10 protein-coding genes are annotated in these 12,829 nt (G+C 65.4%); all 10 read left to right on the plus strand.

From position 1 onward, the window contains the following. The first annotated feature begins 49 nt into the window (after positions 1–49). Complete coding sequence (gene uvrC, locus QOH60_RS18000) at positions 50–2,032, plus strand: excinuclease ABC subunit UvrC (protein ID WP_526422830.1); 1,983 nt, start codon at positions 50–52, stop codon at positions 2,030–2,032. Next, positions 2,029–2,955 (plus strand): RNase adapter RapZ, encoded by a 927-nt coding sequence (gene rapZ / locus QOH60_RS18005; protein ID WP_526422832.1) that lies wholly within the window; start codon positions 2,029–2,031, stop codon positions 2,953–2,955. The genes uvrC and rapZ overlap by 4 nt, the downstream gene beginning before the upstream one ends. Further along, the gene (locus QOH60_RS18010) at positions 2,952–3,992 is read left to right on the plus strand and encodes a gluconeogenesis factor YvcK family protein (protein WP_526422834.1); all 1,041 of its coding nucleotides are present in this window, start codon (positions 2,952–2,954) and stop codon (positions 3,990–3,992) included. Before rapZ ends, QOH60_RS18010 begins: the two co-directional genes overlap by 4 nt. After that, positions 3,983–4,966 carry a DNA-binding protein WhiA gene (gene whiA / locus QOH60_RS18015; RefSeq protein ID WP_526422836.1) on the plus strand — a complete coding sequence of 328 codons (984 nt, stop codon included), beginning with the start codon at positions 3,983–3,985 and terminating at the stop codon, positions 4,964–4,966. Before QOH60_RS18010 ends, whiA begins: the two co-directional genes overlap by 10 nt. A 1-nt stretch (position 4,967) precedes the next feature. Continuing rightward, positions 4,968–5,810 carry an alpha/beta fold hydrolase gene (locus tag QOH60_RS18020; protein WP_526422838.1) on the plus strand — a complete coding sequence of 281 codons (843 nt, stop codon included), beginning with the start codon at positions 4,968–4,970 and terminating at the stop codon, positions 5,808–5,810. Positions 5,811–5,934: 124 nt separating this feature from the next. Continuing rightward, on the plus strand, positions 5,935–6,957 hold the full coding sequence (gene gap, locus QOH60_RS18025; protein WP_526422840.1) for a type I glyceraldehyde-3-phosphate dehydrogenase: 1,023 nt from the start codon (positions 5,935–5,937) through the stop codon (positions 6,955–6,957). Between the two features lie 4 nt (positions 6,958–6,961). Continuing rightward, positions 6,962–8,197, plus strand: coding sequence for a phosphoglycerate kinase (locus tag QOH60_RS18030; RefSeq protein WP_526422842.1), 1,236 nt, complete (start codon positions 6,962–6,964; stop codon positions 8,195–8,197). A 10-nt stretch (positions 8,198–8,207) separates the two neighbouring features. Continuing rightward, positions 8,208–8,993, plus strand: coding sequence for a triose-phosphate isomerase (gene tpiA / locus QOH60_RS18035; RefSeq protein ID WP_526422844.1), 786 nt, complete (start codon positions 8,208–8,210; stop codon positions 8,991–8,993). Between the two features lie 130 nt (positions 8,994–9,123). Continuing rightward, the gene (gene secG / locus QOH60_RS18040; RefSeq protein WP_526422846.1) at positions 9,124–9,357 is read left to right on the plus strand and encodes a preprotein translocase subunit SecG; all 234 of its coding nucleotides are present in this window, start codon (positions 9,124–9,126) and stop codon (positions 9,355–9,357) included. Positions 9,358–10,002: 645 nt separating this feature from the next. Beyond that, on the plus strand, positions 10,003–12,822 hold the full coding sequence (gene ppc, locus QOH60_RS18045; RefSeq protein ID WP_526422848.1) for a phosphoenolpyruvate carboxylase: 2,820 nt from the start codon (positions 10,003–10,005) through the stop codon (positions 12,820–12,822). The last annotated feature ends 7 nt before the right edge of the window (positions 12,823–12,829 follow it).

Raw genomic sequence — 12,829 nt, forward strand, 5'->3', positions numbered from 1 at the left:
CCCGACTGTAGTCATCGAGGCGCCCGACCACCGGGACTAACCTGGAACGGTGCCCGACCCCGCGACCTACCGGCCCGCCCCCGGGTCGATTCCCGTCGAACCGGGCGTCTACCGGTTCCGCGATCCTCACGGTCGGGTGATTTATGTCGGCAAAGCCAAGAGCCTGCGCAGCAGGCTGAACTCATACTTTGCCGACATCAGCAGCCTGATGCCGCGCACGCGGCAGATGGTGACCGCCGCGGCCAGTGTCGAGTGGACGGTGGTGTCCACCGAGGTCGAGGCGCTGCAGCTGGAATACAACTGGATCAAGGAGTTCGACCCCCGGTTCAATATCCGCTATCGCGACGACAAGTCGTACCCGGTCCTCGCAGTCACTCTCAACGAGGAATACCCGAGGTTGATGGTCTACCGCGGCCCGCGCCGCAAAGGGGTGCGGTACTTCGGCCCGTACTCCCATGCGTGGGCGATCCGCGAAACGCTGGACCTGCTCACCAGGGTGTTCCCGGCGCGCACCTGCTCCGCGGGAGTGTTCAAGCGCCACAGCCAAATTGACCGGCCGTGTCTGCTCGGTTACATCGACAAGTGCTCGGCGCCCTGCATCGGCCGGGTCAGCGCCGACGAACACCGCAAGATCGTGCTGGACTTCTGTGACTTTCTCTCGGGCAAGACCGATCGGTTGGCCCGCGACATGGAACAACAGATGAACGAGGCCGCCGCCGAGTTGGATTTCGAGCGTGCCGCGCGGCTTCGGGACAACATCTCGGCCCTGAAGCGCGCGCTCGAGAAGCAAACGGTGGTCTTCGGCGACGGCACCGACGCCGACGTCGTCGCGTTCGCGGACGACGATCTCGAAGCCGCTGTGCAGGTCTTCCACGTCCGCGGCGGACGGGTCAGGGGACAGCGCGGCTGGATCGTCGAGAAGTCCGGTGACCCGGGGGAGTCTGGACAGCAAGTGCTCGTCGAGCAGTTTCTGACGCAGTTCTACGGCGACCAGGCTGAATTGGACGGTGCCGCCGACGAGTACACCAATCCCGTGCCACGCCAGGTGCTGGTTCCCTGTCTGCCTGCGAACTCCGACGAAATCTCGGAGTGGCTTTCGCAGCTGCGTGGGTCGCGTGTCATGCTGCGCGTCCCGCAGCGCGGCGACAAGCGGGCTCTTGCCGAAACCGTGCAGCGCAATGCGCAAGAGGCGCTCGCACAGCACAAGCTCAAACGCGCTGGTGACTTCAACGCGAGATCTGAAGCGCTGCAAAGCATTCAAGACGCGCTCGGACTGGCTTCGGCACCGCTGAGGATTGAGTGCGTGGACGTCAGCCACGTGCAGGGCACCGATGTGGTGGCCTCTCTTGTGGTGTTCGAGGACGGGCTGCCGCGCAAGTCCGACTATCGGCATTTCGCGATCAGAGATGCCGCAGGCGCTGGCCGGTCCGACGACGTCGCGTCAATCGCCGAGGTGACCCGGCGTCGGTTCTGGCGTCACCTCTGCGAGCCGCAGAGTCCCCCGGCCGAGAACGGCAAGATTCGCCGATTCGCTTATCCGCCAAACCTTTTCGTGGTCGACGGCGGCGCACCCCAAGTGAACGCCGCACAGTCGGTGCTTGACGAGCTCGGTATCACCGATGTGGCGGTGATCGGGTTGGCCAAGCGTCTCGAAGAGGTCTGGGTGCCTGCGGAGCCGGACCCCCTGATCATGCCCCGCAACAGCGAGGGCCTCTATCTGTTGCAGCGCGTGCGCGATGAGGCGCACAGGTTCGCGATCGCGTATCACCGCAGCAAGCGCAGCAAGCGGATGACGGCCTCGGCGCTGGACGCGGTCAAGGGGCTTGGCGAAGCACGGCGCAAGGCGCTGGTCGCGCACTTCGGATCGGTGGCGAAGCTGAAGCAGGCCAGCGTCGAGGAGCTCACCGCGGTCCCTGGCATCGGCACCATGACCGCCCGTGCGGTGCTGGAGGCGCTCGGCGGCCCCGATTCGGCGGGAAGCGGCGCGGAGAGCCCGGTGATGAGCGATGATCAAAGCAGGGCATCGGGATGACAGATCAGGGCACTGGTAAGGACCTGCGGGGTGGTTCCCGCGCACATGACGAGCGGGAGTCCGGCATCGACGTCGTCCTGGTGACGGGCCTTTCCGGAGCCGGTCGTGGCACTGCCGCCAAGGTGCTCGAGGACCTCGGCTGGTATGTCGCGGACAACCTGCCGCCCGAGCTGATCGCGCAGATGGTCGATCTCGGTCTGGCTGCCGGATCGAGGATCACGCAACTGGCCGTCGTCCTGGACGTGCGCTCCCGCGGGTTCACCGGCGACCTGGACTGGGTGCGTAAGGATTTGGCGGAGAGAGGGATCTTTCCTCGAGTGCTGTTCATGGAGGCGTCCGACGACATCCTGGTGCGGCGCTACGAGAACAATCGACGCAGCCACCCGCTGCAGGGCGGCCAGACACTGGCCGAGGGGATCGCCGCCGAGCGCAGAATGCTGGCGCCGCTGCGGGAGGGAGCGGACTTGATCATCGACACCTCGACGCTCTCGGTGCGTGCGTTGCGGGAGAGCATCGAGCGCGCGTTCGGCAGTGAGGCCGTCGCGACCACGAGCGTCACCGTGGAGTCTTTCGGCTTCAAATACGGGTTGCCGATGGACGCCGACATGGTGATGGACGTCCGGTTCCTCCCGAATCCGCACTGGGTCGACGAGCTGAGGCCCCAGACCGGGCAATCACCCGCTGTGCGTGACTATGTGTTGTCTCAAGAGGGTGCCGAGGATTTCCTCGACACCTACGATCGACTGCTGTCGCTTGTCGTCAAGGGATATCGTCGCGAAGGGAAGCGTTACATGACGGTCGCCATCGGATGCACCGGTGGCAAGCATCGCAGCGTCGCGATGGCCGAGGCGTTGGCCGAACGTTTGGAACCCAACGGCGAACTGTCGGTGCGGGTGCTGCACCGGGATCTGGGCCGCGAATGAGCTACCGCATCGTCGCTCTGGGCGGCGGACATGGGCTGTACGCCACATTGTCGGCCGCACGGCGGCTCACCCCGCACGTCACAGCGGTGGTCACGGTCGCCGACGACGGCGGGTCGTCTGGGCGGCTGCGCAGCGAGCTCGATGTCGTTCCGCCTGGTGATCTTCGAATGGCCTTGGCGGCCTTGGCATCTGACAGTCAACACGGCCGTCTTTGGGCGACCATCCTGCAGCATCGCCTCGGCGGCAGCGGCGGTCTAGCAGGGCACCCGATCGGCAATCTGCTGCTGGCCGGACTCAACGAGGTGTTCGCCGATCCGGTCGCGGCATTGGACGAAATCGGCAAGATCCTCGGCGTGAAAGGCCGGGTGTTGCCGATGTGCCCGATCGCGTTGCAGATCGAGGCCGACGTGGCCGGCCTCGAATCCGATCCCCGGATGTTCCGGGTGATCCGCGGTCAGGTGGCCGTGGCGACAACGCCTGGAAAGGTGCGTCGGGTACGGCTCCTTCCCGGCGACCCGCCCGCCACCCGCCAGGCCGTCGACGCGATCATGGACGCGGATCTTGTTGTGCTGGGCCCTGGTTCGTGGTTCACGAGCGTGATTCCCCATGTACTGGTTCCGGGTCTGGCATCGGCACTGAAGGCGACGACGGCACGGCGCGCAGTAGTGCTCAACCTCGCCGCTGAGCCCGGCGAGACCGCCGGATTCTCCGCCGAGCGCCACCTGCACGTGCTGTCCCAGCACGCGCCGGATTTCTACGTGGACGAGATCGTGGTCGACGTCGAACGGGTGCCCAGCGATCGCGAACGCCAGGAGGTGCGGCGCTCCGCGGCACTGCTCAAAGCGGACGTGAGGTTTGCTGACGTCGCGCGGCCTGGTACATCTCTACATGACCCGGCGAAGTTGGCGGCAGTCCTGGACAGCGTGCGAGCCCGCGGTTCGGCTGTGCCGATGGCGCCGACGGTCCCGACCCCTGCGGCCGGTTCGCCGGATGGGCCGGGCCTGAATGGACCGGGAGGTGACGACCCGTGGCGATGACCGCTGAGGTCAAGGACGAGCTGAGCAGGTTGACCGTCAGCTCAGTGAGCGCACGGAAGGCCGAGGTCGCCGCGTTGTTGCGCTTCGCGGGCGGACTGCACATTGTTGCCGGCCGGGTCGTCGTCGAAGCCGAGGTCGATCTGGGCATCATCGCGCGCCGGCTCCGCAAGGACATCTTCGACCTCTACGGCTACAACGCGGTCGTCCACGTGCTGTCGGCCAGCGGTATTCGCAAGAGCACCCGGTACGTGGTGCGGGTGGCCAAAGACGGTGAAGCGCTGGCCCGCCAGACCGGGCTGCTGGATCTGCGCGGGCGGCCGGTGCGTGGGCTGCCTGCGCACGTGGTCGGTGGCAGCGTGGGCGATGCAGAGGCCGCTTGGCGCGGTGCGTTCTTGGCGCACGGGTCGCTCACCGAGCCGGGCCGCTCGTCGGCACTGGAGGTCAGCTGCCCAGGACCGGAGGCTGCGCTGGCACTCGTGGGTGCGGCCCGCCGGCTGGGAGTGAGCGCCAAAGCCCGCGAGGTGCGTGGCAGCGACCGCGTGGTGGTCCGCGACGGTGACGCCATCGGCGCACTGCTGACCCGGATGGGGGCCCAGGACACCCGGTTGACGTGGGAGGAACGGCGGATGCGCCGCGAGGTACGCGCGACGGCCAACCGGCTGGCGAACTTCGACGACGCGAATCTTCGGCGCTCGGCCCGAGCAGCGGTGGCCGCCGCTGCGCGCGTCGAGCGGGCACTGGAGATCCTCGGCGACACGGTGCCCGACCATCTCGCCGCGGCCGGCAAGCTCAGGGTGGAGCACCGGCAGGCGTCGCTGGAGGAGTTGGGCCGGCTGGCGGATCCTCCGATGACGAAAGACGCTGTGGCGGGCCGCATTCGGCGGTTGTTGTCGATGGCCGACCGCAAGGCCAAACAGGACGGGATCCCTGACACCGAGTCAGCGGTGACACCAGATCTACTGGAAGAGGCGTGACATGAAGCAGTACAGCCGCGGCGGACTGACGTTCGACTACATCGACGAAGGGCCTGCCGACGGCCCGGTGGTGGTCCTGCTTCACGGCTTCCCCCAGTTCAACACGAGCTGGAATGCCGTGATCGAGCGACTGACCGCCGAGGGCTACCGCTGTGTGGCGCCGAATCAGCGCGGGTACTCGCCCGGCGCCCGCCCGCGGCGGCGCAGAGACTACGTGGCGCCTGAACTCGTCGAAGACGTCCATGCCCTGCTCGACGAGATCGGCGCCGAGCGCGTGCATCTGGTGGGTCACGACTGGGGCGCCTTGGTGGCGTGGGCGGCCGCGGCAGACATCCCCGACCGCCTCGCGACGGTGACGTCATTCTCGGTACCGCATCCCGGCGCGTTCCTCAGGGCGCTCGTTACGAGCCGGCAGGGTCTGATGTCGTGGTACATGTACTTCTTCCAGCTGCCGAAGCTGCCGGAAAGGGCCCTGTTGGGCCGGAATGCCACCGGTGAGCGGGCGGTCAAGGCGCTGGTGTCGGGTGGACAGTCGCCCGAGGCCGCCGCCCGCGACGTCCAAGCGATGAGTGAACCGGGCGTCCTGACCGCTGCTCTGAACTGGTACCGCGCGCTACCGCTGACAGACCCGCGACAAACGTCGCGCAAGATCACGGTCCCGACGATGTACGTCTGGAGCGACGGTGATATCGCGCTGCACGAAAAGCCTGCGCGCAACACAGCCAAATACGTCAGCGGCGACTACCGATTCGAGGTGCTGCACGGATCTCACTGGATTCCCGACGAGCAGCCCGATGTGGCGGCCGATCTCCTTCTGGAGTGGTTCAAGGCGCATCCGGTATAGGTCAGGATTCCCGGTCACACTGCGCGCGCGACGGCAAACCGCCGCTACTACGCTGGGTGGTAACAGGTGATCAGCAATCGGCGATGAGCCGCTTGCGCGAAGAGCAGGCAGCAAGGAGACAACTGTGACGGTCCGTGTAGGCATTAACGGCTTCGGCCGGATCGGACGCAACTTCTACCGGGCGCTGGAGGCGCAGAAGGCGCAGGGCAGCGGCACAGACATCGAGGTCATCGCGGTCAACGACCTGACCGACAACGCCACCCTGGCGCACCTGCTGAAGTTCGACTCGATTCTGGGCCGGTTGCCGCAGGACGTGAGCCTCGAAGGCGAAGACACCATTGTGATCGGCGACACAAAGATCAAGGCGCTGGCCATCAAGGAGGGCCCGGCGGCGCTGCCATGGGACGATCTCGGCGTCGACGTCGTCGTCGAGTCCACGGGCATCTTCACCAAGGCCGACAAGGCCAAGGGCCATCTCGACGCCGGCGCCAAGAAGGTCATCATCTCGGCGCCCGCCACCGACGAGGACATCACGATCGTCCTCGGCGTCAACGACGACAAGTACGACGGCAGCCAGAACATCATCAGCAACGCCTCGTGCACCACGAATTGCCTTGGCCCGCTTGCGAAAGTCCTCAATGACGAATTCGGCATCGTCAAGGGGCTGATGACTACCGTGCACGCGTATACACAGGATCAGAACCTGCAGGACGGCCCGCACAAGGATCTGCGTCGCGCCCGCGCCGCGGCGCTCAACATCGTCCCGACGTCCACGGGTGCCGCGAAAGCGATTGGCCTGGTGCTGCCCGAGCTGAAGGGCAAGCTCGACGGGTACGCACTGCGGGTGCCGATCCCCACGGGGTCATGCACCGACCTCACCGCCGACCTGGAGTCCTCGGCCAGCGCCGAGGAGATCAACGCCGCATTCAAGGCGGCAGCCGAAGGCCCGATGAAGGGCATCCTGAAGTACTACGACGCGCCGATTGTGTCGAGCGACATCGTCACCGATCCGCACTCGTCGATCTTCGACTCCGGCCTGACGAAGGTGATCGACAACCAGGCCAAAGTGGTGTCGTGGTACGACAACGAATGGGGTTACTCCAACCGGCTGGTCGACCTCGTCGCACTGGTCGGCAAGTCGCTGTAAAAGCATGGCCGCCCCATCGGTTCCCACACTCGATGATCTGCTGGCACAAGGGGTTTCGGGACGGGGCGTGCTGGTTCGCTCCGATCTCAACGTCCCGATCGACGACGAAGGATCCATCACAGACCCGGGACGGATCGACGCGTCGACGCCCACGCTGAGTGCGCTTGCGAACGCCGGTGCGAAGGTGGTTGTGGTCGCCCACCTCGGCCGCCCGGACGGCGCGCCCAATCCCAAGTATTCACTCGCGCCGGTAGCCGCCGCCCTCGGCGAGCGGCTGGGCCGTCACGTCCAGCTGGCACGCGATGCCGTCGGGCCCGATGCGCTCGCCAGGGCCGAGGGCCTGACCGAGGGTGACGTGCTGCTGCTCGAGAACGTCCGGTTCGATCCGCGTGAGACCAGTAAGGACGACGCGCAACGGCTCGCTCTGGCAAGGCAATTGGCTGAATTGGCGGGCGATGATGGGGCATTCGTTTCGGACGGCTTCGGAGTTGTGCACCGCAAGCAGGCGTCGGTGTACGACGTCGCGACCCTGCTGCCGCACTACGCCGGAAAACTGGTCGCTGCCGAGGTCGCCGTTCTGCAGCAGCTCACGGACTCGACCGACCGGCCGTACGCGGTGGTTCTTGGCGGATCGAAGGTCTCGGACAAGCTGGCGGTCATCGAGCAGCTCGCCACCAAGGCTGACAGCCTGATCATCGGCGGCGGCATGTGCTTCACTTTCCTTGCGGCTCAGGGATGTCCGGTCGGCACCTCGTTGCTTCAGGAAGAGATGGTCGATACCTGCAAAGAGCTACTCGACACCTTCGGCGACGTTATCCACCTGCCGCTCGACATCGTGGTCGCCGACGAATTCGACGCCGATTCGCCGTCGGAAACGGTTGACGCGCGCCAGATTCCGGACGGCAAGAAGGGTCTGGACATCGGTCCCGAGTCGGTCAAGCGTTTCGCCGCGCTGTTGGCGAACGCCAGGACGATCTTCTGGAACGGCCCAATGGGCGTGTTCGAGTTCCCGGCCTTTGCCGCAGGCACCAAGGGTGTGGCCGAGGCGATCATCGGTGCCACCAAAAAGGGGGCGTTCAGCGTGGTGGGTGGGGGAGACTCGGCGGCGGCCGTCCGGACGCTGGGCCTGCCCGAGGACGGTTTCTCGCACATTTCGACCGGCGGGGGCGCCTCGCTGGAATACCTTGAGGGTAAGACGTTGCCGGGGTTGGAAGTCTTGAGCAGTCCTAACCCCTCGTGAGAGGAGACACGTGAGCCGCAAGCCGCTGATCGCCGGCAACTGGAAGATGAACCTCAACCACTTCGAGGCGATCGCGCTCGTGCAGAAGATCGCGTTTTCGTTGCCGGAGAAGTACTTCGCCAAAGTCGACGTCACCGTGCTGCCACCGTTCACCGATCTCCGGTCGGTGCAGACGCTCGTCGACGGCGACAAGTTGCTGCTCACGTATGGCGCTCAGGACCTCTCGCCGCACGAGAACGGCGCGTACACCGGCGACATCAGCGGCGCGTTCCTGCAGAAGCTCGGCTGCACGTTCGTCACCGTCGGACACTCCGAGCGGCGTACGTACCACGACGAGAGCGATGAGCTGGTCGCCGCCAAGGCCGCGGCCGCGTTTCGGCACGAATTGATTCCGATCGTGTGCATCGGCGAGCACCTCGACGTCAGGGAGACCGGCGACCACGTCACCCACAATGTCGAGCAGCTGCGCGGCTCGCTTGCCGGGCTGACCAACGAGCAGATCGGCAACGTGGTGATCGCGTACGAACCGGTGTGGGCTATCGGCACCGGGCGGGTGGCCAGCGCGGCCGATGCCCAGGAGGTGTGCAAAGCCATCCGCGACGAGCTGGGCAGCCTGGCCACGCCGCAGATTGCCGACGGCGTCCGCGTGCTCTACGGCGGGTCTGCCAACGCCAAGAACATCGGCGAGATCGTCGCCCAGGACGACGTCGACGGCGCGCTCGTCGGTGGCGCGTCGCTGGACGGGGAGCAGTTCGCGACGATGGCAGCCATCGCAGCGGGCGGGCCCCTGCCCTAGCGGCTAGGCCCCGCGAATCTGAATCCTCTGCGATGCCCTTCGGCGTGTCGTCGCAGCAGGTTCAGTCTCGCGACGGCGTTGAGCTGGGCCGTGTGCGTCGCCCGGCCGCTCAGCCGGTATGGTGGCGGCCATGAAGATGACCCTCGACATCCTGCTGGTGATCACCAGCATCTTGGTGATCCTGCTGGTGCTGCTGCACCGCGCCAAGGGTGGCGGCCTGTCGACACTGTTCGGGGGCGGCGTGCAGTCCAGCCTGGCGGGCTCCACCGTCGTGGAGAAGAACCTCGACCGCGTGACGCTCTTCGTGACCGCAATATGGGTGATTTCGATCGTCGGCGTCGGTCTGCTGGTCAAGTACACCTGACTCACAAAGCGGGGGCGCTCGCTAGGTCACATTGATCACGGAACTCGTTCCGTCGCAGCCATTACCGTAGCCGCGTTGCGAGGTGAACAGAGCTTAGTGAGCTCCGTTCTTATTGACTTTTTGCTGCGGCGGGTTCGTCTGGACGACTTGCGTCTGGCCGCTTTCAGTGCCCTCGGGTATCGGATCATCCGTAAGCTGTTGTCTTGGTACTGCTCGACCCACAGCACGTCGTATTGATCAGTTTGCTTAATGCGGATGTGCCCATGGAAAACCCACTTGCCCGATTCCTTGGATTCGATGTCAATCGTGGCCTTGTAATTGCACCAAGTCGCATCGAAGGAGCCGGCGTGCAGGTCGGTCCCCTTGTCTGCGACGGCAACAGGGCTCGAAAGGACGAACGCGCACGGCCACGCTGATGTCAAAAGCACGATAAGTAGTTTGCGCATCGCAACCCCATTCCTGCGAATTACCTGTGAATTTCTAAATGCTGAAATTTCTGAAAGCACACTGTTACGGCTTCATTGCGGGCCAAATCAGCGGAATTACTATTTATTCTTTTGCTTTGTTCCTCATCGTCGCGGTTGGCTTGGCTGACCGATTCGCCGCCGTCATGCGCCGCACGTCGGGCACGTCGATACTTGACGCATGGTTGAAGACGCCGCTGCGCTGGCGCCCATCGGCGCCGTCCACCGCACCCGGATCGGGCGTGAGGCCACGGAGCCCATGCGGCAGGACATCCGGCTGCTCGGCACGATCCTCGGCGACACCGTCCGAGAGCAGAACGGTGAAGAGATCTTCGAACTCGTCGAACGCGCCCGAAAGGAATCGTTTCGGGTCAGGAGGTCCGAAATCGACCGTGCTGAACTGGCGCAGATGTTCGACGGCATCGACGTTGCCCAGGCGATTCCGGTAATCCGCGCATTCACCCATTTCGCGTTGCTCGCCAACGTGGCAGAAGACATTCACCGCGAGCGGCGCCGATCCGTCCACATCGACGCAGGCGAGCAGCCACAGGACAGCACCCTGGCCGCCACGTACCTGAAACTCGATGCGGCGCAGATTGATTCGACGACAGCTGCAGCGGATCTCCACGACGCCCTGGTGTCGCCTGTGATCACCGCGCACCCCACCGAGACCCGTCGGCGCACCGTCTTCGACACCCAGCACCGGATCACGGAGCTGATGCGGCTGCGGCTGCATCACCTCGAGCAGACAGCTGATGGCACCGACATCGAGACCGAGCTGCGCAGGCAGATCCTCATGCTGTGGCAGACCGCATTGATCAGGTTGCAGCGGTTGAAGATCCAGGACGAGATCGAAGTCGGCCTGCGGTACTACCACGCATCGTTCTTCGAAGTGGTCCCCGCGGTGAACGCGGAAGTTCGCGAGGCGCTGCGTGAGCGATGGCCTGACGGGGGACTGATGCAGGAGCCGTTGGTGCGCCCAGGTTCCTGGATCGGCGGCGACCGCGACGGCAATCCCAACGTGACCGCCGACGTCGTCCGGCTGGCCACCGCAACCGCCGCGTACACGGCATTCGACCACTACTTCGGCGAATTGGTCGCGTTGGAGCAGGAGCTGTCGATGTCGGCCCGGCTGGTCACGGTCACCGGCGACTTGGCCGAGCTGGCGGGCCGGTGTCAAGAGCAGGCCCGGCTTGACGAGCCCTACCGTCGCGCATTGCGCGTCATCCACAGCCGGCTCACCGAGACGGCACGCATCAAGCTGGACAGACAGCCGGAAAACGAGCTCGACCTTCCAGGGCTGCCGCCGTACGAAACACCCGCCGAGCTTCTCGCCGACCTCGATGTGGTCGACACCTCGCTGCGCGGTCACGGTGCCGGGCTGTTGGCAGACGATCGCCTGGCGCGATTTCGAGAGTCGGTGCGGGTCTTCGGTTTCCACCTGTGCGGGCTTGACATGCGGCAGAACTCCGAGGTGCACGAGCAGGTGGTCGGCGAGCTGCTGGCGTGGGCGGGCGTCGAGCCGGACTACGCGTCGTTGTCCGAACCCGAACGTGTCGAGCTGCTCGTCGCTGAGCTGGCCACGCGGCGCCCGCTGACCCGACACAACACGGTGGCCGAAACCACCGCCAGCGCCGGGCTTTCCGAGCTGGCGCGCAAGGAACTCGACATCGTCGCCGCCGCGGCGCGCGCCATCGATGTCTTTGGTGAACAAGCCGTGCCGAACTACGTGATCTCGATGTGCCAATCGGTGTCAGACCTTCTCGAGGTCGCGATCCTGCTGAAAGAGGTCGGCCTGCTCGACGGTGCCGCCGAGGAGCCGTACTCGCCGGTGGAAATCGTGCCGCTCTTCGAGACGATCGACGACCTCCAGCGCGGGGCGTCGATTCTCGAAGCGGCGCTGGATCTTCCGGTGTACAGAGCGCTGGTCCGCGGCCGCGGCGACAGCCAGGAGGTGATGCTGGGCTACTCCGACTCGAACAAAGACGGAGGCTATCTTGCAGCGAACTGGGCGCTGTACCGCGCGGAGCTCGATCTGGTCGAGGCGGCACGCAAGGCCGGTATCCGGTTGCGGCTCTTCCACGGTCGCGGCGGTACCGTCGGCCGTGGCGGCGGGCGCAGTTACGACGCCATCCTGGCCCAGCCGCCCGGGGCGGTGTCTGGTTCGCTGCGGCTCACCGAGCAGGGCGAGGTCATCGCCGCCAAGTACGCCGAGCCGCAGATCGCGCGCCGCAATCTGGAGTCACTGGTGGCCGCGACGCTGGAATCCACGCTGTTGGATGTGGAAGGACTCGGCGAGGACGCCGAACCCGCCTACCAGGTACTCGACGAGCTCGCGGCGCTCGCCCAGCAGGCGTACGCCGAACTGGTCCACGAGACATCGGGATTCGTCGAATACTTCAAGGCGTCCACGCCCGTCAGCGAGATCGGTGCACTGAACATCGGCAGCCGTCCCGCCTCACGCAAGCAGACGACATCGATCTCGGACCTTCGTGCGATTCCGTGGGTGCTCGCCTGGAGCCAGTCCAGGGTGATGCTGCCGGGGTGGTATGGCACGGGATCGGCGTTCGAGCGGTGGGTCGGCGACGACGAGACGCGTCTGGAGGTGCTGCGCGACCTCTACCGGCGGTGGCCGTTCTTCTCGACCGTGCTGTCGAATATGGCGCAGGTAATGGCCAAGTCGGACATGGGACTTGCCGCAAGATACGCCGAACTGGTTCCCGACGAGGCCCTGCGTCACCGCGTGTACGACATGCTCGCCGACGAACACGAACGAACAATCAGGATGCACAGCCTGATCACCGAGCAGGACGACCTGCTCGCCGACAATCCGGCGCTGGCCCGCTCGGTGTTCAACCGGTTTCCGTATCTGGAGCCCCTCAATCACCTGCAGGTGGAGTTGCTGCGCCGGTACCGTTCCGGCGACGAAGACGAACTGGTGCAGCGTGGAATCCTGCTGACGATGAACGGCCTGGCTTCGGCATTACGCAACAGCGGCTGAAGGGAAC

This window comes from Mycobacterium sp. (genome assembly GCF_032159765.1).
Classification (GTDB): domain Bacteria; phylum Actinomycetota; class Actinomycetes; order Mycobacteriales; family Mycobacteriaceae; genus Mycobacterium.